This window comes from Microbacterium sp. I2, assembly GCF_051364985.1.
Lineage (GTDB): Bacteria > Actinomycetota > Actinomycetes > Actinomycetales > Microbacteriaceae > Microbacterium.
On sequence record NZ_JBLWIH010000010.1, the window covers coordinates 356,727 to 377,751 of the forward strand.

Sequence of the window (21,025 nt, forward strand, 5' to 3'; positions counted from 1 at the left end):
TCCCCGTGCCCACCGGGTCGGCATGCCGCTGACCCGGCAACGCGGTCAGGGGTGCGGGCGGGCCCCGTACAATCGTCTGGACATGTCACCGCGCGCCCTGAAGCCTCTCGAGCCGTCCGCGACCCCTCCTGAGCTGATCCGCAACTTCTGCATCATCGCCCACATCGACCACGGCAAGTCCACGCTGGCCGACCGCATGCTGCAGATCACCGGCGTGGTCTCGGACCGCGACATGCGCGCCCAGTACCTGGACCGCATGGACATCGAGCGCGAGCGCGGCATCACGATCAAGTCGCAGGCTGTGCGGATGCCCTGGCAGTCCGAAGGCTCGACGTTCGCGCTCAACATGATCGACACGCCCGGGCACGTCGACTTCACCTATGAGGTGAGTCGCTCGCTCGCGGCGTGCGAGGGCGCGATCCTGCTCGTCGATGCAGCGCAGGGGATCGAGGCGCAGACGCTGGCGAACCTGTACCTCGCGCTCGAGAACGACCTGCACATCATTCCCGTGCTCAACAAGATCGATCTGCCGGCGGCCGACCCCGACCGGTTCGCGAGGGAGCTCGCGGGCCTGATCGGCGGCGACCCCGACGACGTGCTCCGTGTGAGCGGGAAGACCGGACAGGGGGTGGAGGAGCTCCTGGACCGTCTGGTGCGCGAGATCCCTGCTCCCAAGGGCGATCCGGATGCCCCGGCCCGGGCGATGATCTTCGATTCGGTGTACGACTCGTACCGCGGAGTGGTGACCTACGTCCGGATGGTCGACGGCACACTCTCGCCGCGCGAGCGCATCCAGATGATGTCGACGACCGCGACGCACGAACTGCTCGAGATCGGTGTCTCGAATCCCGAGCCCACCCCGACCAGGGGTCTCGGCGTCGGCGAGGTCGGGTACCTCATCACGGGTGTGAAGGATGTGCGCCAATCCAAGGTCGGCGACACGATCACGACGCATCGCAAGCCGGCGAAGGACGCGCTGCCCGGCTACACCGACCCGAAGCCCATGGTCTTCTCGGGCATCTACCCGATCGACGGCAGTGACTACGCCGAGCTGCGCGAAGCGCTCGACAAACTGAAGCTCTCGGACGCCTCGTTGCAATACGAGCCCGAGACCTCGGTCGCCCTCGGCTTCGGCTTCCGTTGCGGATTCCTGGGCCTGCTGCACCTAGAGATCATCACCGAGCGACTCGCGCGCGAGTTCGATCTCGACCTCATCACGACGGCGCCGAGCGTCATCTACGAGGTGACGACCGACACCGGCGAGACGGTGACCGTCACCAACCCCAGCGAGTACCCCGACGGGCGCGTGGCGACGGTCAGCGAACCGGTCGTGAAGGCGGCGATCCTCACGCCGAAGGACTACGTCGGCACCGTCATGGAGCTGTGCCAGTCCCGCCGGGGCAGCCTTCTCGGAATGGAGTACTTCAGCGAAGAACGCGTGGAGCTGCGCTACAGCATGCCCCTCGGCGAGATCGTGTTCGACTTCTTCGATCAGCTGAAATCCCGCACGCAGGGATACGCGAGCCTCGACTATGAGCCGGCCGGGAGTCAGGAAGCCGATCTCGTCAAGGTCGACATCCTGTTGCAGGGCGACAAGGTCGACGCGTTCAGCTCGATCGTGCACCGCGAGAAGGCGTACGCCTACGGCACGATGATGACCGAGCGGCTGCGCAAGCTCATCCCGCGCCAGCAGTTCGAAGTCCCGATCCAGGCGGCGATCGGCGCGCGGATCATCGCACGCGAGAACATCCGTGCGATGCGCAAGGACGTGCTCGCCAAGTGCTACGGCGGCGACATCAGCCGCAAGCGGAAGCTCCTCGAGAAGCAGAAGGAGGGCAAGAAGCGCATGAAGATGGTCGGTCGCGTGGAGGTTCCCCAGGAGGCGTTCATCGCCGCGCTGTCGGGAGACGTCGAGGGGAAGGCCTCGAAGTAGGCTGGTGAGATGCGTCGAGGGACATTCCGGGACGACACCGTCGACTACGCCGCCGTCGGGGCGACGCAGGCGCCGGATCTCATGCAGTATCCGCCGGAGCGCAGCATCCCGGCGGAGCAGTCGTGGCGCATCGGCAGCGGCGAGGCTCGATTCCAGGCCGCGAGCGACGCGCTGCTCTCGTGGACCGCGCAGCGCGGAGCCGGCCTCGAGCTGAAGGACGTGCGCCCGGCGTCGGGGCCGATGTACTCGGGCGTGAGCTTCGACGCGGAGGGCAATCCGATCGCTCCGGCGAGGTCCGAGACCGACGTGCGCTACGACAGCGACGGCACGCCGTATGTCGGCGCCGGCACGACGATCCGCGTCGAGGGCCGTGTGAGGGGCCTGCGCGCGGACGCCGAGCTGCGAGTCATCTTCGCGGTGGAGGAGCCGCGCCGCGTGGGATTCGCGCTGGGGACCGTGAGCGATTCGGTCGTGAGCGGCGAGGAGTCCTTCATGCTGGACTGGCACGACAACGACGAGGTGTGGTTCACGGTTCGTGCCTTCGACGCGCCCCGCGCGATGCTGTACCGGATGCTTCCCGGGCTGACACGCCGCCGCCGCCGTGAGCTGTTCACCCGCTATCTGCGGGCGATCTCGCCGCTGTACTCCACGCCGGCCTGAGCCGCATGGGCTCCGCGCTTCCTCTCGGCGAGCCTGTGCCGACCGACGGACCGCTCCCTCCCGGGCTGCGCGTCGATCCGCACGGGCCGTTCAGCGTCTACCTGCACGTGCCGTTCTGCCGTGTGCGCTGCGGCTACTGCGACTTCAACACCTACACGGCGACCGAACTGCGCGGCGCCCGTCAGGACGAGTACGCCGACACGGTGCTGCGCGAGATCGATCTCGCAGCGACCATGCTCGACCGGGTGGGCGGCCGCCGTCCGGCAGGAACGGTCTTCTTCGGTGGCGGAACGCCGACGCTGCTCCCGGCGGGCGACCTCGCCCGCATGCTTGACGGCGTCCGCGAGGCATTCGGCCTCGCGGACGATGCCGAGATCACCGTCGAGGCGAATCCCGACACCGTCTCGGCAGCCGTGACGGCGGAGCTGGCGGCATCCGGTGTCACTCGCATGTCGATCGGGATGCAGTCCGCCGTGCCGCACGTGCTGGCCACCCTCGACCGCACGCACCGGCCCGAAAGCGTCCGCGCTGCCGTGACGGCGGCGCGCGCCGAAGGGCTGGATGTGAGCGTGGATCTGATCTACGGCGCGCCGGGGGAGTCGCTGGACGATTGGCGCCGGTCGCTCGAGGCGGCGATCTCGCTGGAACCCGACCATCTCTCGGCCTACGCCCTGATTGTCGAGGAGGGGACGAAGCTCGCGCGCCAGATCCGCCGCGGTGAGCTGGCGACCCCCGACGACGATCTGCAGGCGGACATGTACGAGCTCGCCGACGAGCTGCTGACGTCGGCGGGTTTCGACTGGTACGAGGTGTCGAACTGGGCGCGCGACGAACGACAGCGCTCTCGGCACAACCTCGCGTACTGGACAGGGGCGGACTGGTGGGGCTTCGGGCCGGGCGCCCACAGCCACATCGCCGGAGTGCGGTTCTGGAACGTCAAGCACCCGGCCGCCTACGCCCAGCGGCTGGCCCACACCGAGTCGCCCGCTGCAGGGAGGGAAGTGACGGATGCCGCGGCTCGTGGGCTCGAGACGGTACTGCTGCGCACCCGCATCCGCGACGGCCTGGCGCTGGCCGACCTGCCCGGCGACGCGCGCCGGCAGACCGCGGCGCTCATCGCGGACGGCCTCGTCGACGGCCCGGCGGCGCTGGGAGGACGCATCGTGCTGACGCGCCGCGGGCGGCTCCTCGCAGATGCGGTGGTCCGGGCGCTCACCGATTGAAGCGCCTCCGGGGCACGAGGCCGCGGATCCGGTAGAATTGGCACTCCAGTCGTGCGAGTGCCAAAGTGTGGTTCTCCACATCGGCGCCCAGGCAGCGTGAGGAGTCGGGATGGTCAGCGAACGCGGACTCGAGGTGCTGCGCGCGATCGTCCAGGACTACGTCGACACGCGTGAGCCGGTCGGCAGCAAGACGATCGTCGAGCGGCACGCCTTCGGTGTGTCGGCCGCGACGATCCGCAACGACATGGCGCTGCTGGAGGACGAGGAGCTCATCGCCGCTCCGCACACGTCGTCGGGACGCGTGCCCACCGACAAGGGCTATCGGGTGTTCGTGGACCATCTCGCCCAGCTTCGACCGCTGAGCTCTGCGCAGCGGTCCGCGATCGCGGCGTTCCTCGACGGCTCCGGCGACCTGGACGACGTGCTCGCGCGCTCCGTGCGTGCCCTCACCCGCCTCACCGGCCAGGTCGCGATCGTGCAGTATCCGTCGTTCGCCCGGGCGACGGTCACCCATGTCGAGCTGGTGCAGCTGGGCGGCGGGCGGATGCTGGTGATCGTCGTCACCGACACCGGTCGCGTCTCGCAACGGCTGACCTTCGTCCGCGACGAGTTCGATGAGGCCGACCTGGCCCGGATGCGCGCGGAACTCGGCACGCTGTTGGTGGGGCGCCCGGTGCGCGAGGGTCTCCAGCGGATCGCGGAGCGCCTCGCGGCAGCGGGTCCGGATCCGGCCGCGCGCGAAGCGGCCACCGACGAGATCGTGACGGCGGTCGCCGAGGAGCTCGAGGAGTTCCGTCAGGACAAGCTGGTCATGGCAGGCAGCGCGAACCTCGCTCGGAGCGAGGCCGACTTCCGCGGCAGCATCTACCCGCTCCTGGAGGCCATCGAAGAGCAGGTGACGCTGCTGCGGCTCATGGGCGAGATGGTCACCGATGAGCAGGGTCTCTCGGCGAGCATCGGCCGCGAGAACGAGGCGTTCGGACTGGCCGAGGCATCCGTCCTCGCCAGCGACTACGACGCGACGGGCTCGCGCGCCCGCGTCGGCGTCATGGGCCCGACGCGCATGGACTACCCCACGAACCTCGCGGCGGTGCGAGCCGTCGCGCGCTATCTCACGCGGATGCTCGAAGAAGACGAGAGCAGCCGCTGACGCGGACGCGTACACACGATCACGCGGCACTGCCGCGGCAGGAAGGCGAAAGTGGCTGACCACTACGAGGTCCTCGGCGTCTCGCGAGACGCCACCCCCGATGAGATCAAGAAGGCCTACCGACGGCTCGCTCGGGAGCTCCACCCGGACGTGAACCCGGGCGAGGACGCATCAGAGCGCTTCAAGCTCGTCACCCATGCCTACGACGTCCTGAGCGACCCCGATCAGCGGGCGCGGTACGACATGGGCGGTGACACGCCCTTCGGCGGGGCCGGCGGATTCGGCGGGTTCAACGACATCTTCGAGACCTTCTTCGGCTCGTCCGGCGGATCCCGCGGCGGCCGCCCGCGCTCGCGGCGCGAGCGCGGTCAGGATGCGCTCGTGCGGGTCACCCTCGAACTCGGCGATGTCGTCTTCGGCGTCCACCGTGACATCGATGTCGACACCGCGGTGCTGTGCGAGACCTGTCAGGGCTCGTGCTGCCAGCCGGGCACCAGCCCCGTCACGTGCGACATCTGCCACGGCACCGGCCACGTGCAGCGTCAGGTGCGGAGCCTGCTCGGCAACGTCATCACCAACCAGCCCTGCAATGTGTGCCAGGGCTACGGCACCACGATCCCGTATCCGTGCGCGACCTGCCAGGGTCAGGGCCGGGTCCGCGCGCGCCGCACGGTGTCGCTCGACATCCCTGCCGGTGTCGAGACGGGCCTGCGGCTCCAGCTTCCCGGGTCGGGAGAGGTCGGCCCCGCAGGCGGGCCGAACGGCGATCTCTACATCGAGGTCACAGTGGCACCGCACGAGGTCTTCAGCCGCGACGGCGACGACCTGCTCGCGACCCTCGAAGTGTCCATGCCGGACGCGATCCTCGGCACGACCACGACGATCCAGTCGCTCGACGGGCCGGTCGACCTCGAGGTGCGGCCCGGCGTCCAGGCCGGAGACGTGCTGACGATCAAGGGTCGCGGCATCACGCCGCTACGCGGCACCCAGCGCGGCGACCTGCGCGTCGGCGTGCACGTCGTGACGCCGACCCGGCTGGATGCGAAGGAGCGCGCGCTGATCGAGGACTTCGCCAAGCGCACCAAGGCACCCTCGCCGAGGCTGGCCGAGTTCCACCAGGGGCTCTTCGCGAAGCTGCGTGACCGCTTCCGGAACGGCTGACGGATGCCCCTGCACTTCCTGCTGGATGGCGCGTCGGCTGCGCAGCCCGGCGACGCCGTCGCGCTGACCGGCTCGGAGGCCCATCACGCGGCTGCGGTGCGTCGCGTCCGCGCCGGGGAGGAGGTGACGGTCGGAGACGGCCGGGGCGCGTGGCTCTCCGGCATCGTCGAGGCGGCCGCCCCCCGCGAGGTGGTCGTTCGCGTCACGGCGCGCGACGATGTCGCCGCGGCGCGGCCTCGCCTCGTTCTCGCGCAGGCTCTGGCGAAGGGGGACCGCGACGAACTGGCCGTGCAGGCGGCCACCGAGCTCGGCGTCGACGAGATCGTCCCGTGGCAGGCCGCGCGCAGCGTGTCCCGCTGGGATCCGGCGAAAGAGCAGAAGGGCCGCCAACGCTGGACCGGTATCGTGCGCGAAGCCGCGAAGCAGGCGCATCGCGCCTGGGTGCCTGACGTTGCGGCGCTGCACAGCACGAAGGCGCTGGCCGGCCGGGCCGCAGCATCCGTCGTCCTCGTCCTCGAGCCGTCGGCGCCGGTCGCGCTTTCGTCCGTCGCGCTGCCCGACGATCGTGACATCGTGCTCGTGGTCGGGCCGGAGGGCGGGATCGCGGCAGAGGAGCTCGAACTCCTCGAGAGTGCCGGTGCGCGGCTCGTGCGGCTCGGAACGACGGTGCTGCGCACGTCGACGGCCGGGCCTGCCGCGCTGGCGGTGGTGAGCACGTCCCTCGGGCGCTGGTGAGGCAGAACCGACTGTTCACGTCGACGTCACGCGCGGGCTGTCGGACGATCTGGCAGCCCACTCCCCGGTCGCACCGCCTGCGTGAGCTGCCCCATCGATAGACTGGGGGCATGAGCGAACCCTCGATCTTCACGCGCATCCTGGGCGGAGAGATCCCGTCCGAGATCATCGCCGAGACCGAGAACGCGTTCGCGATCCGCGACATCGCGCCGAAGGCCCCCGTGCACCTGCTCGTCATCCCCAAGAGTGAGCAGTACCGCAACGTCGTTGAGCTCGCCGCGGGCGACCCCGACCTCCTCGCCGAACTGGTCGGACTCGCGAACTCCCTCGCCGCCGAGCACGCCGACGGCGATTTCCGTCTGATCTTCAACACCGGCCCGAACGCGGGCCAGACCGTCTTCCACGTGCACGCCCACGTGCTCGCGGGAGGACTTCAGGAAGCGAGCCTTGGTGCCTGACGAACCCACAACCGACGGCGCAGGCGCCGTCGAGCGGATCTATGCCGACGGAGTTGCAATGGTCCAGCTGCTCGGCCCACAGGACCGGCTGCTGCGCGTGGTCGAGAAGGAGCATCCGGACGTCGACGTCCACGTCCGTGGGAACGAGATAACCCTGACTGGGGACCCCGCGGCCGTCGCCGCTGCGAAGTCGCTCGTCGACGAGCTCCTGGCCATGACGAAAGCCGGTCATTCCCTGGGCGAGGAGGATGTGACCTCGTCCAATCGGATCCTGCGCACCGAGGGCGGACCGCGCCCGTCCGAGGTGCTCGGCGAGGCGATCCTGTCGTCGCGGGGCAAGGTGATCCGGCCCAAGACGCTCGGGCAGAAGGCCTATGTCGACGCCATCGAAGAGAACACGATCGTGTTCGGCATCGGCCCGGCCGGCACCGGCAAGACCTATCTCGCGATGGCGAAGGCCGTACAGGCCCTGCAGCGCAAAGAGGTCAGCCGCATCATCCTGACCCGCCCGGCCGTGGAGGCGGGGGAGCGGCTCGGATTCCTTCCCGGCACGCTGACCGACAAGATCGACCCGTACCTCCGGCCGCTCTATGACGCGCTCAACGAGATGATGGACCCAGAGCTCGTGCCCAAGCTCATGGCGACCGGCACGATCGAGGTCGCACCGCTGGCGTACATGCGCGGCCGGACGCTCAACGACTCGTTCGTCGTGCTGGACGAGGCCCAGAACACCACGCCTGAGCAGATGAAGATGTTCCTCACGCGGCTCGGGTTCGGCACGAGGATGGTGGTCACCGGAGACATCACGCAGATCGATCTGCCCCAGGGAGCGTCCGGCCTGCGGCTGGTGACCCGCGTCCTGGGCAAGATCGACGACATCCATTTCGCGTACCTCACCAGCGACGACGTGGTGCGGCACACCCTCGTCGGACGGATCGTCGACGCCTACACCGAGTACGACGAGCGCCGGCTCGCTTCGCGACGCGAGCGGGACGAGGCATCCGAGTTCGCGAATCGCGCCGAACGGCGCGCGGCGGCGCGCCCCGCGGGCCCGCGCGACCATATCCCCAAGCGAGGACGCTCATGACCATCGAGATCGGCAACGAGTCGGGAGTCGACGTCGACGAGACGGTGCTGCTGCGGCTCATGGAGCACAACCTCGCCGAGCTGCACGTCAGCGCCGAGGCCGACGTGGCGATCCTGCTCGTCGACGAGGGGGCGATGGAAGCTCTTCACGTGCAGTGGATGGACGAACCCGGCCCTACCGACGTGCTGAGCTTCCCGATGGACGAACTGCGGCCGGGAACGGAGGATGCCCCGGCGCCGGCGGGGCTTCTCGGCGATATCGTGCTGTGCCCGCAGGTCGCCGAGGCCCAGGCCGTCGCCGCCAAGCACAGCACGCTCGACGAGCTGATCCTCCTGACGACGCACGGCGTGCTGCACCTCCTCGGGTTCGATCACGCCGAGCCGGAGGAGGAGCGGGAGATGTTCGGGCTGCAGCGCGAGCTCATCGCATCGTTCCAGGCGGCGGAACGGCGACGACCCCGCGCATGACCGAGGCACTCCTCCTGGTCGGTGCGGTCCTGCTCCTCGCCTTCGGCGCCCTCATGGTCGCGATCGACGCCGCACTCGGGGTGACTTCGCGCGCCGATCTCGCCGAGCTCGGCGCCGATGGTCGCAATGCACGATGGCTGCAGCGGATCGCCGCGGATCCCGAGGCGCACGCGAACGCCGTGATCTTCATCCGGGTGCTCGCCGAGACCACCGCCGCCGTGCTGGTGACCGTGGCCTTCGTGCTGCTGTTCGACAACATCGGGTGGGCGATGCTCGCCGCGGCCGTGCTGATGACCGGCGTGTCGTACGTCGTGGTGGGAGCCAGCCCTCGCACCGTCGGCCGGCTGCACGCGAAGAGCCTGCTGCGGGGCGCGGCTCCGGTGATCCGCGGTGTGCGGATCCTGCTCGGACCGCTCGCACACGGACTGGTGGCGCTCGGCACCCGGATCACTCCCGGCGCCTCGCGCGGGTCCTCGTTCGCGTCGGAGGAGCAGCTGCTCAGCATCATCGACGAGGCCGCCGAGAACGAGCTGATCGAGCAGGACGACCGCGAGCTGATCCACTCGGTGTTCGACTTCACCGACACATTCGTGCGCGCCGTCATGGTGCCGCGCACCGACATGGTCACGGTGGATGCCTCGGCCTCCACGCGCGAAGCGATGGCGACGTTCCTCGACAAGGGCATCTCGCGAGTCCCCATCGTCGATGACGATGCCGACGACGTGGTCGGCGTGCTGTACCTGAAAGATCTCGTGCAGTTCGGGTTCCGCGACGAGGACGGCTGGCGCGATGCGCCCATCAGCCGCATCGCGCGACCGGCGGTGTTCGTGCCGGAGTCGATGAAGGCCGAGACGCTGCTGCAGCAGATGAAGCGCGATGCCGTTCATGTCTGTCTCGTCGTCGACGAGTACGGTGGCGTCTCCGGCCTGGTCACGCTGGAGGACCTCATCGAGGAGCTCGTCGGCGACATCTCCGACGAATACGATCCGCGTGGCGACGAGGTCACCGAACTCGAACCCGGACACTACCGGGTGAGCGCGCGCCTGGGTCTCGACGAGGTCGGCGACCTGTTCGGCATCGAGCTCGAGGACGAGGACGTCGACTCGATCGGCGGGCTGCTCGGCAAGGCATTGGGCCGTGTGCCACAGCCGGGCGCCACCGCGGAGATCGCAGGCCTTGTGCTCACCGGCGGCGCATCGCGCGGTCGCGGGCGGGGTATCTCGACGGTCTTCGTCGAGCGCGGCGAGACACGACCAGAGGTCGGACGCTCGCCGCGAACCGGCGAGATCCGCACCGTCGGAGCCCGCACCGGCGAGGTGCGCGCTCCCAAGAAGGGGGAGAACCCATGACCGAACCGCACACCGCTGCGTCACCGGAGCAGCCCGCGGGACGCTCGGGCTTCGTCACCTTCGTGGGGCGCCCCAACGTCGGGAAGTCCACGCTCACGAACGCGCTGGTCGGCGAGAAGGTCGCCATCACGAGCGACAAGCCGCAGACGACACGGCGCGCCATCCGCGGCATCCTGAACCGGCCGTCCGGTCAGCTCGTCATCGTCGACACGCCCGGTCTGCACAAGCCGCGCACGCTCCTCGGGCAGCGGCTCAACGACCTCGTCGAGCAGGTGCTCGGCGATGTCGATGTCATCGGGTTCTGCGTGCCGGCCACCGAGAAGGTCGGCCCCGGCGACCGCCGCATCGCGGAATCGCTCGACGGCTACGGTCGCGCGAAGAAGGTCGCGATCGTGACGAAGACGGATGCCGCGACCCGCGAGCAGATCACGGAGCGGCTCATCGAGGTCGACCAGCTGCGCGAGGACTGGGCGGCCGTCATCCCGCTGTCTGCCCTCACACGCGACCAGCTCGATGTGCTGACCGACGAACTGCTGTCGCTGATGCCCGCCGGACCTCCTCTGTACCCTGAGGGAGTCGTGACGGATGAGTCGACCGAGGACCGCATCGCCGAGATCATCCGTGAGGCCGCGCTCGAGGGCGTGCGCGACGAGCTGCCGCACTCGATCGCCGTGACGATCGAGGACATGTCCGAGCGCGACACCGGCAGCATGACCGACATCTACGCGAACCTCATCGTGGAGCGCGACAGCCAGAAGGCGATCATCATCGGGCACAAGGGATCGCGACTGCGGGATGTCGGAGCGCGCGCGCGTGCTCAGATCGAACCGCTCGTCGGCACCAAGGTGTTCCTGAAGCTCCACGTGCGGGTCGCGAAGGAATGGCAGCGAGACCCGAAGCAGCTCGGGCGTCTGGGCTTCTAGGCACCGCGGTCAGGCCGGGGTCCTCCCGTCCGTGTCGGCGTCTCGCCCTCGAGCCAGTGCCGCGTCCCACGCGAGCCATGCGAGCTCGGGATGTGCCAGGTCGCTGTGAGCGCCTGCGGCGCCGTCGAGCCGTGCGATGACGTCGCTCGCGTCCACGTTGTAGATCCCGTGTCCGGAGAGCATCCGGTGATACCGCCCGCCGGGCTCGAGACGCGGCAGCTCGACCGCGCCGTCCACGCCGTGTGCGCCGTGAGCACCGAGTCCGCCGTACTTGGGCGCGCCGGCGTCGAGCAGGAACTGGCCGGCGAGCCGCACGGCCAGCGGATAGAACCGGCCGACGGCGTAGTCCCATCTCGAGCGGGTGACGACGATGGGGCCGTCCACGAATCGTGGATCGACGATGTCGGCGAAGTATCCGCGTCCGCCGCCGTACTCGAGCGGTGCCATCGCGGCGAAGGCCCACAGCGAGACCGCGCCCTGCACCAGCAGGAGCGAGCTCACCGGACGTCCGGGCGGGACCGCCCTCGCGTCGGGCCCGCGCACAGCGCCGGCCATCACGATCGTCCCGAAGCTGTGGCCCATCAGATGGACGCGAACCGAGGGTGCTGTGGCGGCCAGGATCGCGCGCACCAGGTCTGCCGCGCCGCTCTCGCCGAACTCGCGTGCCTGATTCTTGCTGTGCCAGAACGTCAGCTGTCGTAGCGGCGTCAGGATCGCTTCGCGCAGCTTGCTGAACCAGCCCTCGCCCAGGAGTCCGTCGTCCGCAACAGGCACCACCGCTTCCGCGAACGCTGCATCGGGATCCCAGCCCGACCCCAGCAGGGCGTCGTCACCGGGGTGGGTGTCGGCGGCGCCTGCGAGCACGCGGTAGGCATCTGCGACGTGGGACGGAAGCGAATCGGCGGCCGAGGCATCCCGATCCGGGTCGACCGATGCCGCATGCACCAGGATCGTCGTGAGAGCCGCACGAACCTCCGGGGTGTCGCCCAGGAGCACGGCGTACTCGTCGACCGCGTCCTCCACTGTCACTGCGCCGGCGTCATCCGTCTCGTCAGACAGCAGACCGGTCTGCACGGACTTCAGCTCCCGGTTGCTCCACGCCTTGCTGGGCCAGTGGACGCCGATCACGAACGCACGGATGCCGTCGCCCCGCGCATCGGGATCCACGGTGCCGATCCAGCTGTCGTACTGTGCGATCGCGTCGCTGTGATCACCCTGCCAGCCGTGGCTCAGCACGAAGACATCGGTGATCGCGGCGGCGGGGTCGGCGAGTGCGTCGAGCGCAACGGCGCTGCCCAGCGCGCCGTGTTCCTCTGTCAACTCGACACCGCGCTTGTCGTAGCTGATGAGATGGTAGCTCCGGCCGGAGGCGGGTATGCGACGCAATGACATGGGAACTCCTCGGCTCGGTCAGCTGCTGGGGGCGGTGAGAGCGGGGTCCACCCGCGTGTCGGCATCGCAGTGGACCCCGTACAGCAGCCCGAGTGGATTGTTGTGGGTCGCCAGGAACCGGCGCCGAAGCTCGAGCACGACCTCGCCCAGCGCCTTGCCCGCGAAGAGCTCGTCGAAGAACGCCTTGGACCACTCGCTGGCGAAGAGGCCAGGCGTCTTGCATTCGGTGCCGATGACGCCTCTGGCGCCCTTCGCGAGGAAGTACGGCACGAAGCCGTCGTAGAAGGCGGGGGTGAGCTCGCCGGATTCGCACGCGTTGAGGAACACGAGCGGACGGCCTCGCAGGGCGTCCTCGATGGGGGCGAAGACGGAGAGCTGCCCGAGCGTCACACTCTCCTTCCCACTGAGGATGAGATGCGAGTCGTCCGGATCGGCAGAAGCGGCGACGGCGTGACAGTAGAGGTACAGCACCTTGTCGCTTGCGTCCGCGCCCAGAGCCCGCGTGATGAAGTCGTCGGCGCGGGTGCCTTCGGTCACCGCCACGCCCCGTTCTGCCCAATACGCACGCTGTGCAGCGATCGGCCGTGAGGGCATCGAGTCGTCGATGCCCTCGTTGTAGATCACGCGGACCGACAGTTCGGGCGTCGAGGTGATCGTCGGCGCCGGGGGCACGACGTCGATCTCGGTCATCGGGATCTGCTCGACGACATGCCGCATCCCGATGAAGTCGTCCCAAGACAGCGCCGTCGCGTCGAAGCGCGGAGTGAGGTACATCAGAGCCCACGGCACCGGGAATCCGCTGGAGACGACCTGCAGCGTCGTGGTCTCCTCGGCGAGCGTCTCCTGCAGCCACCGCCCGATGGCTTTGAGCTGCGCAGATGCGGTAGGTCCCGCGAAGATGGCTTGGAACAGCCGGAACCCCTCGAATGCGAGCTTCTGCAGCGCCGCCGTGCCGAGGTCTGCCGGAATATCGAGGTTGAGTGCGACGCGCGGGTCCGACACTGTCGTGAGCAGCGCGTCTCGCACTCCCGCGATGCGCGCGGCGAGCTCGTCGGGGGTGATGAGCACCATGACCGGGTCTGGCGTCACAGCCTTGGCGATCACCTGGTAGCCGCCGACCGCCGGGAGGAAGTGCATCGTGGCGACGCGCTCCTGCAGCACCGCGGCAGCGCCGAGCGGACGCCCGAACGCCGTGACGTCGGGTTGCGCGCCCGTTCCGACGTCGAAGGTGACCTCGAGACGCTGGAGGAAGTTGCCCTTCACCGACACGAGCACACTCACCGTCGAGGGCCCGTCGTGCACGGGTGTGATCTCGAACAGCGCCCGGTGCGAGGAGCGTCCGTCACGCGCCACCCGCAGCAGCTGCCCGCCAGGCGGCACCGAGAAGTCCGAGCTGGCCAGCTCGACGGTGACATCCAGCGACGCATCAGCGCGGGGGATGGCGAGGGTGGTCTCGGTCGACGCCACGGCTGCCTCGCTCCTCTCGCCGAGGAAGACGGCCAGAACCCGGGGAGCGCCGACGAGTAGCGGCGCTGCGGCATCGTTCAGCTCCGCGTTCAGCCACGTGCGGATCGTGTCGGCCGGCGGCGGGCCTTCCGTGTCGGGACTCGCGTCGTCCGGCGGCGGAGTCGACGGCGCGGGAGCCGTCGGTGCTGGCATGGAGGGCGGAGGCGCCATAGCCGGAGGGCGTGGGCGCGGAGGCGATGATGAGTCATCGCTGCCGAACCCGCCGCCATCGTCTGCCTCGGGCTCGATCGAGGGCGGTGCGGTCGGCGTGATCGGTACCTCACCGGTGGGTGGCGCGCCGCTGCCCGGCGGTTCCCAGGGATCGGCTGCCCCGTTCCCGCCGAGGAGCCCGTCGTCCGGACCGGCCATCTCGGTGGTGCGCTCGAGCCGCCTGCGCAAAGCTCCGATGGCGGCTTCTACCTCGCCGTCGGCCACGGCGCCGAGCCCGAGACGTCCCGCGTCGAGGTCCGCATGCAAGCGCGCTGCGAGGGCCGCGTCAGCGGCCAGCACGCTCGCGATGATCAGCGCCCGATCGGCCAGCCCGGCTGCGGCATCCCATCGCGGATCGGCGATGCTCACGTCGTACAGCGCGACGACCGACGCAGGGAAGGCCGCTGCCACTGAGGCTCGATCGGGCGCCGTGCCGAAGGCCCTCGCGAGGACCACCGCCTCGAAGATGAACTGCTCGCCGACCGACATCGCGCCTCGCTCACGTGCACGGGCCTCCGAGGGGAAGCCCTGCCGAGGAAGAGCGTACTCCGGTCGTCCAGATACACACCGGGTCGGGCCGGGCGCCCGGACGGCGTCAGTCGACCGGACGCAGCGCCGAGCGGATCACGACCACATCGTCGCCGTACGCCTCGTCCACGGAGCTCTGCCATGTGCCGTCGTCCCACACGACGTCGACCCGGAGCCGGCCGTTCTCCGGCGACGACGACAGATAGGCGTCGCCGAGCACCTCGGGCAGCTCCTCCTGAAGGCGCTGCAGGGTGGCGTCGTCGCCCGCACCGGGCTCGCCCGCCGTCGGATCCGGCACGATCATCGGGTCGTACAGGGCCAGCATGGTGGGCGGCCCGACCGTCGTGAACGCCGCGCCGTCGTAGGTCCCGCGCACGGCATACGCGCCCCAGGTCACGTCACCCGAGGTCTCGAACCCGTCCACGCCCTCCCACGTCCAGTCCGCTATCGGGAGTCCGTCGCACTGAGGGGGATAGGACTCCGCGACCGGCCCGAGGCACAGTTCGACTTCGCCGGCATGGTCCAGGATCGTGCCGACCGCGAGCACCTCGCCCTCGGGTGGCAACGGAGACGCCGCACCGATCGTGGACCCGTCGGCCGTATTCGAGGCCGCTCCGGAGGCGCACGAGACGAGAAGGGCGACGGATGCTGCCAGCCCTCCCGCTGCGAGCACGTGGCGGCGATGACGTGTCATACCCGTGGAGTGTCGGCATCGGCAGGTTCGTCTCACTGGCCGTTTCGATTCGGTGATCGAGGTTCGCGAACGCTCCGATGCGGGTGTAACCTGATGCCATGCGTGCACGCTCGCTTCTTCTTAGCTGCCGCGGCGAGGCCTCGATCTAGGGCCCTTCTCGTCGCGGAGCTTCGTGGTGGGCCCGTTCTAAAAGACGAGGAAGAAGCGACACCATGGAGAACACCCAGAAGCCTTCGGGCATGCCGATCCACAAGTATCGGCCGTTCCACGAGTTGATCCGAGTGGATCTGCCCGACCGCACGTGGCCGTCACGGCGGATCACCGAAGCCCCGCGCTGGTGCGCCGTCGACCTCCGCGACGGCAACCAGGCACTCATCGATCCGATGAGCCCGGAGCGCAAGCGCGTCATGTTCGAGCTGCTCGTCAGCATGGGCTACAAAGAGATCGAGGTCGGCTTTCCCTCGGCCAGCCAGACGGACTTCGACTTCGTCCGTCAGCTCATCGAGGACGGACTGATCCCGGACGACGTCACCATCCAGGTGCTGACTCAGGCGCGAGAGCACCTCATCGAGCGCACTTACGAGTCGATCGCGGGCGCCAAGCAGGCGATCGTCCATCTGTACAACTCCACGAGCGTCCTGCAGCGCGAGGTCGTGTTCCGCACCGACCAGCAAGGGATCATCGACATCGCGGCGGAGGGCGCGCGCCTGTGCCGCCAGTTCGAGAAGCGAATCCCCGAGACGAAGGTGTTCTACGAGTACTCTCCCGAGAGCTACACGGGGACCGAGCTCGAATTCGCCGTCGACGTGTGCAACCAGGTGCTGGAGGTCTTCGAGCCGACGCCCGACCGCAAGGTGATCATCAACCTGCCCGCCACCGTCGAGATGGCGACGCCGAACGTCTACGCCGACTCGATCGAGTGGATGTCTCGGCACCTGAACCACCGCGAGAACGTCATCCTGTCGCTGCACCCGCATAATGATCGCGGCACCGCCGTCGCGGCTGCTGAGCTGGGCTACATGGCCGGCGCCGACCGCATCGAGGGCTGCCTGTTCGGGAACGGCGAGCGGACCGGGAACGTCGACCTGGTGGCCCTCGGCGTCAACCTGCTGACGCAGGGCATCGACCCGCAGATCGACTTCGGCGACATCGACCAGGTCAAGCGCACCGTCGAGTACTGCAACCAGCTGCCGGTCCCCGAGCGGAGCCCGTGGGCGGGCGACCTGGTCTTCACCGCCTTCAGCGGCTCTCACCAGGACGCGATCAAGAAGGGCTTCGAAGCGATGGAGGCCCGGGCCGCTGCGGCCGGGGTGACCGTCGACGACATCGAATGGGCGGTGCCGTACCTGCCGATCGATCCGAAGGACCTCGGCCGGTCGTACGAGGCCGTGATCAGGGTCAACTCGCAGTCCGGAAAGGGCGGCGTGGCGTATCTGCTGAAGACCGACCACGCACTGGATCTGCCGCGACGGCTGCAGATCGAGTTCTCCGGTGTCGTGCAGGCGAAGACCGATGCCGAGGGCGGCGAAGTGACGAGCGACCAGATCTGGGCGATCTTCACCGACGAGTACCTGCCGACGACCGTCGCCGACGACCGCTGGGGGCGCTTCGAGCTGCTCGCGACCAGCACCCGCAGTGACATGTCCGGAGACGTCTCGTTGGATGTCACGCTGCGTGACGGCGAGACGAGCTACGACGCATCGGGTCACGGCAACGGACCGGTCGCCGCCTTCCTCGAGGTCGTGCGGGCGCAGGGCTTCGACGTGACGCTGTACGACTACGTCGAGCACGCGCTGAGCGCCGGGGGCGACGCGCAGGCGGCGGCGTACGTCGAACTGCAGGTCGACGGCGAGCGGCTGTGGGGTGTCGGCATCGACGGTGACATCTCCACCGCGTCGCTCAAGGCGATCGTGTCGGGCGTGAACCGCGCCATCCGCACCCGCGAGCGGTCCGGAGCACTCGTCGGCGTCTGATCAGCAGGCGTGGCGGTGACGGCGGGTCGGTGACGGCCCGCCGTCAGCGCTTGACGATGGGGATGGCGGATGTCTCGACCGCGACCTTGCGCCGGTACAGCGCCCGCTGCTCGGGGAGGGAGATGTCGAAGATCACCGCCAGCAGCCGGATGACCGTGGTCACGGCGATGCCGATGGCCGCGGCGACGACCACGTTCGCTCCGAGCTGGTGCGCACCGGCCAGCACCAGGCATCCCGCTGCCGCAGCCACGGCGTAGAGGGAGCCGACGTGCATGATCGCCACCGGAAGTCCCATGATCATGTCGCGGAGGATGCCGCCTCCGACCGCGGCGCACACGCCGACGAACACCGCGGGGATGAGCGGCAGACCGAGCACGAGCGCCTTGCTCGTGCCGAATGCCCCGAAGAGCCCGATCACGAGGGCGTCGAGACCGACGATGACGGCGTTGAGCCGTTGGAAGAGTCCGGCCAGCAGCATCCCGAGCAGCGCCGCTCCTGTCGCCGTCAGCAGATACCAGTTGCTCTGCAGCGTGGTCGGGGTCACGTTGAGCAGCAGGTCGCGGATGAGTCCGCCGCCCATGCCCATGACGATGCCGATGATCGCGACGCCGAGCAGATCCAGGCGCCGTTCGCCGCGGAAGCCCGATGCGAACAACGCCCCTTGGATTCCGCCGAGGCCCACGGCGACCAGGTCGGCCCACAGCGGGATCACGAAGAGCGGCTCGTCCACCGTTCCATTGTCGCCGCCCGAGGCTCAGGACGCGGGATCAGGGGATGTGAGTCCGCACCGCGGACATGAACCCGTCCGGGTCGTCCACCCACAGCCGGACGGCGTCCAGCTCCGCCGGTCGGCCCGACACCTCTGTGGGCACCGGGTGCTCGAGCGTCACGAGGATGTTGGTCTCGTTCGCCATCCGGATCGCCAGCGTGCGTCCGTGCGCTTCGTCGCGGATCTTGGGGGCCTTCTCGGTGACGTCGCGGGATCGTTCGACGGACGCGACGGCCTCCCACGGCAGATCGACGTCGAGGTCGGTTCCCAGGCGGGCTCGGATGCCGTCAGGTCCGACCGAGTGAGGGCGTGTGAGGTAGCCGAGCATCAGTCCCACCATCCAGGTGACGCCCCAGATGCCCAGCGCGAGCAGGGGGATCCGCACCCACGGCCACGGATGGACGATGAGATCGACGATCGGGATCTCGACGGCGGACAGCACGATGAAGATCACGAGGATCGTCATGACGGGGGAGTGATAGGCGAAGCCGCTCGCGCCCGCCGGCACGCGCGGGCGGCGGAACAGCCAGCGATACAGGCTCTGCCACACGCCGACCTCGGCGCGCCATGCCAGGCGGGCGATCCGCGCGACGCGGTCGCGACCGGGTGCTATCTCAGTCATGACGCTCATCCGAGGTCGCTCCGCTCGGCCTGCCGGGCTGCGTGCTCGGCGATCAGGGCCTGAAGCCGCTCGAGGATGTGCTGCAGCGCCCGGGACGTGACCTGCAGTTCCTCGTCGTCGAGTCCGGCCACGAGATCGCCGCCGAGGGCGGTGTGCTCGGCGTCCATCGTCTCCATGATCGACCGGCCGCGCTCGGTGAGGGTCACGTGCACCGCGCGCCGGTCGGTCGGGTGCGGTTCTCGCCGCGCGAAGCCGGTGGCGTCCAGCGCGTCCACGAGAGCCGTGACATTGCGAGGGGTGACGCCGATGGCCTCCGCCAGCTGGATCTGCGTCGCAGGCCCCCCATGGTGGAGAACCCACAGCAGGTGCGTGCGCGAGGTCGTGAGACCGCGCCGCTCCAACTCACTCGTCTGGTCCGCCTCGAGCAGCTGCGAGATCGCAAGGAGAGTATCGAGAATCTGCGTGCCGGACATAGTGAATAGTCTACATAATGTATCCCGGTCATCGCAAAGTCGACGTGCCGCGCGTCTGGTCCGCCTCGAACCAGGGCCGCGGCGCACCGCCGCGTTCGGCCACCGCTGGAGATAATTGACGGGTGCCCACCTACCGCGATGAAGTCGTGGTCCTGCGCACCCACAAACTGGGTGAGGCCGACAGGATCGTGACGATGCTCAGCCGCCGGCACGGCAAGCTGCGTGCCGTCGCGAAGGGCGTGCGGCGCACCTCGTCGCGCTTCGGGGCACGGCTCGAGCCGTTCATGGTCGCCGATGTGCAGTTGTATCAAGGCCGCTCGCTCGACATCGTTCAGCAGGCCGAGTCGCTCGGCTCGTACGGCGCCGACATCGCCGCGCACTACGACCGCTACACGTCGGCGCACGCGATGGTCGAGACTGCCGACCGGCTGAACGAGGCCGAGGCCACACCGCAGCAGTACCTGCTCCTCGTGGGCGGGCTGCGCGCACTCGCGCGCGGCGACCACGCCTCCCGCAGCGTGCTCGACTCCTACCTGCTGCGCGCGATGGCCCTCTCGGGCTGGGCGCCGGGCCTGGGCGAATGCGCGCGGTGCGGGCGCGCAGGCACGCACGACACGTTCGTCGCCCAGCAGGGCGGGATCGTGTGCTCCGATTGCGCGCCCACCGGAGCGGCCCGCGTCGACAGGGCCACTGTCGGACTCCTCCAGTCGCTCATGGCGGGGGAGTGGGAGCGGGTCGATGCCGCATCCGCGGCGTCATCGGCGGCCGCGTCGGGGTTGATCGCGGCGTACGCTCAGTGGCACCTCGAGCGCGGCATCCGTTCGCTCTCGCACGTCGCGAGCCCGCAGGAAGGCATCCGGTGACACCGAAGCCGTACACGCATCGCGACGCGGTGGCGTATCGCCCGTTGGACTGGACGGGCGTGTATCCGCCGGCCTATCCGAAGGGTGCGGTGCCGGGGCATGTCGCTCTCGTGATGGACGGCAACGGTCGCTGGGCGAATCGCCGCGGCCTCACCCGCATCGAGGGTCACAAGGCCGGCGAGGCGGCGCTCCTCGATGTGGTCGCCGGAGCGATCCAGGCGGGCATCAAGCACCTTTCGGTCTATGCCTTCTCGACCGAGAACTGGTCGCGCTCTCCGGATGAGGTGCGCTTCCTCATGGGCTACAACCGCGACGTGCTGCACCGGCGACGGGATCAGCTGAACGAATGGGGCGTCCGAATCCAGTGGGCCGGCCGAAAGCCCCGCCTGTGGGGCTCGGTGATCAAGGAGCTCCAGTACGCCGAGCGCCTGACGGCCGGCAACGACGTGCTCACCCTGACGATGTGCGTCAACTACGGCGGACGCGTGGAACTCGTCGACGCGATGCGGTCGATCGCCGACGATGTCGCGGCGGGCCGGCTCAAGCCGTCGGCGGTGTCGGAGAAGCTCATCCAGCGCCGCCTCTACCAGCCCGGCATGCCGGATGTGGATCTCTTCATCCGCTCCAGTGGAGAGCAGCGCACCTCGAACTTCCTCTTGTGGGAGTCGGCCTATGCGGAGTTCGTCTTCCTCGACACACTGTGGCCCGACTTCACGCGCGCCGACCTGTGGCACGGCATCGATCTGTACCTCGGCCGCGAACGCCGATTCGGCGGCGCCGTCGACGCCCCGAGTGCCTGACGGTCCCGATCGCATTCGACGGAATAGATCGCCGCACTGCGCAGGTTGT

Annotated in this window: 20 protein-coding genes; 14 read left to right on the forward strand and 6 right to left on the reverse strand. The window is 69.1% G+C overall.

Annotated features, from left to right (window positions below):
* The first annotated feature begins 82 nt into the window (after positions 1-82).
* The 11 genes from lepA to era all read left to right on the forward strand — a co-directional run bounded on the left by lepA (position 83) and on the right by era (position 11,146).
* A complete protein-coding gene (gene lepA, locus ACLKM7_RS10895; RefSeq protein WP_436447189.1) occupies positions 83-1,933 on the forward strand; it encodes a translation elongation factor 4 in 1,851 nt (616 codons plus the stop codon).
* Positions 1,934-1,942: 9 nt separating this feature from the next.
* Positions 1,943-2,593, forward strand: a complete 651-nt coding sequence (locus ACLKM7_RS10900) for a DUF1990 family protein (protein ID WP_436447190.1) — start codon at positions 1,943-1,945, stop codon at positions 2,591-2,593.
* A 5-nt stretch (positions 2,594-2,598) separates the two neighbouring features.
* The gene (gene hemW, locus ACLKM7_RS10905) at positions 2,599-3,816 is read left to right on the forward strand and encodes a radical SAM family heme chaperone HemW (protein ID WP_436447191.1); all 1,218 of its coding nucleotides are present in this window, start codon (positions 2,599-2,601) and stop codon (positions 3,814-3,816) included.
* Between the two features lie 109 nt (positions 3,817-3,925).
* A complete protein-coding gene (hrcA, locus tag ACLKM7_RS10910) occupies positions 3,926-4,966 on the forward strand; it encodes a heat-inducible transcriptional repressor HrcA (protein ID WP_436447192.1) in 1,041 nt (346 codons plus the stop codon).
* Positions 4,967-5,017: 51 nt separating this feature from the next.
* Complete coding sequence (gene dnaJ / locus ACLKM7_RS10915; RefSeq protein WP_436447193.1) at positions 5,018-6,127, forward strand: molecular chaperone DnaJ; 1,110 nt, start codon at positions 5,018-5,020, stop codon at positions 6,125-6,127.
* A gap of 3 nt (positions 6,128-6,130) precedes the next feature.
* Complete coding sequence (locus ACLKM7_RS10920) at positions 6,131-6,862, forward strand: 16S rRNA (uracil(1498)-N(3))-methyltransferase (RefSeq protein ID WP_436447194.1); 732 nt, start codon at positions 6,131-6,133, stop codon at positions 6,860-6,862.
* A gap of 110 nt (positions 6,863-6,972) precedes the next feature.
* Positions 6,973-7,320 carry an HIT domain-containing protein gene (locus ACLKM7_RS10925; protein ID WP_436447195.1) on the forward strand — a complete coding sequence of 116 codons (348 nt, stop codon included), beginning with the start codon at positions 6,973-6,975 and terminating at the stop codon, positions 7,318-7,320.
* A 58-nt stretch (positions 7,321-7,378) separates the two neighbouring features.
* The gene (locus tag ACLKM7_RS10930; RefSeq protein ID WP_436447231.1) at positions 7,379-8,407 is read left to right on the forward strand and encodes a PhoH family protein; all 1,029 of its coding nucleotides are present in this window, start codon (positions 7,379-7,381) and stop codon (positions 8,405-8,407) included.
* Positions 8,404-8,874 carry an rRNA maturation RNase YbeY gene (ybeY, locus tag ACLKM7_RS10935; RefSeq protein ID WP_436447196.1) on the forward strand — a complete coding sequence of 157 codons (471 nt, stop codon included), beginning with the start codon at positions 8,404-8,406 and terminating at the stop codon, positions 8,872-8,874. Before ACLKM7_RS10930 ends, ybeY begins: the two co-directional genes overlap by 4 nt.
* Entirely contained in the window at positions 8,871-10,223 is a 1,353-nt protein-coding gene (locus ACLKM7_RS10940) for a hemolysin family protein (RefSeq protein WP_436447197.1), read from the forward strand. Before ybeY ends, ACLKM7_RS10940 begins: the two co-directional genes overlap by 4 nt.
* Positions 10,220-11,146 (forward strand): GTPase Era, encoded by a 927-nt coding sequence (gene era, locus ACLKM7_RS10945; protein WP_436447198.1) that lies wholly within the window; start codon positions 10,220-10,222, stop codon positions 11,144-11,146. The genes ACLKM7_RS10940 and era overlap by 4 nt, the downstream gene beginning before the upstream one ends.
* Before the next feature lie 9 nt (positions 11,147-11,155).
* Here era and ACLKM7_RS10950 read toward each other — a convergent pair whose 3' ends face one another.
* The 3 genes from ACLKM7_RS10950 to ACLKM7_RS10960 all read right to left on the reverse strand — a co-directional run bounded on the left by ACLKM7_RS10950 (position 11,156) and on the right by ACLKM7_RS10960 (position 15,476).
* Positions 11,156-12,538 (reverse strand): hypothetical protein, encoded by a 1,383-nt coding sequence (locus ACLKM7_RS10950; protein ID WP_436447199.1) that lies wholly within the window; start codon positions 12,536-12,538, stop codon positions 11,156-11,158.
* Between the two features lie 18 nt (positions 12,539-12,556).
* A complete protein-coding gene (locus ACLKM7_RS10955) occupies positions 12,557-14,743 on the reverse strand; it encodes a CHAT domain-containing protein (RefSeq protein ID WP_436447200.1) in 2,187 nt (728 codons plus the stop codon).
* Between the two features lie 106 nt (positions 14,744-14,849).
* A complete protein-coding gene (locus ACLKM7_RS10960; protein ID WP_436447201.1) occupies positions 14,850-15,476 on the reverse strand; it encodes a hypothetical protein in 627 nt (208 codons plus the stop codon).
* A gap of 212 nt (positions 15,477-15,688) precedes the next feature.
* Between ACLKM7_RS10960 and leuA the strand changes: the two genes are divergently transcribed.
* Complete coding sequence (gene leuA / locus ACLKM7_RS10965) at positions 15,689-17,449, forward strand: 2-isopropylmalate synthase (RefSeq protein ID WP_436447203.1); 1,761 nt, start codon at positions 15,689-15,691, stop codon at positions 17,447-17,449.
* Positions 17,450-17,492: 43 nt separating this feature from the next.
* On the opposite strand, the gene ACLKM7_RS10970 is transcribed toward leuA, so the two are convergent.
* The 3 genes from ACLKM7_RS10970 to ACLKM7_RS10980 are packed head-to-tail and all read right to left on the reverse strand — an operon-like array spanning position 17,493 to position 19,313.
* The gene (locus ACLKM7_RS10970; protein WP_436447205.1) at positions 17,493-18,179 is read right to left on the reverse strand and encodes a trimeric intracellular cation channel family protein; all 687 of its coding nucleotides are present in this window, start codon (positions 18,177-18,179) and stop codon (positions 17,493-17,495) included.
* Between the two features lie 37 nt (positions 18,180-18,216).
* Complete coding sequence (locus ACLKM7_RS10975) at positions 18,217-18,840, reverse strand: hypothetical protein (protein ID WP_436447206.1); 624 nt, start codon at positions 18,838-18,840, stop codon at positions 18,217-18,219.
* A 5-nt stretch (positions 18,841-18,845) separates the two neighbouring features.
* Entirely contained in the window at positions 18,846-19,313 is a 468-nt protein-coding gene (locus ACLKM7_RS10980; RefSeq protein WP_436447207.1) for a MarR family winged helix-turn-helix transcriptional regulator, read from the reverse strand.
* 122 nt (positions 19,314-19,435) lie between these two features.
* On the opposite strand from ACLKM7_RS10980, the gene recO reads away from it, so the two are divergent.
* Entirely contained in the window at positions 19,436-20,176 is a 741-nt protein-coding gene (recO, locus tag ACLKM7_RS10985; RefSeq protein WP_436447208.1) for a DNA repair protein RecO, read from the forward strand.
* Positions 20,173-20,976 carry an isoprenyl transferase gene (locus ACLKM7_RS10990; protein ID WP_436447209.1) on the forward strand — a complete coding sequence of 268 codons (804 nt, stop codon included), beginning with the start codon at positions 20,173-20,175 and terminating at the stop codon, positions 20,974-20,976. Before recO ends, ACLKM7_RS10990 begins: the two co-directional genes overlap by 4 nt.
* Positions 20,977-21,025: the final 49 nt, after the last annotated feature.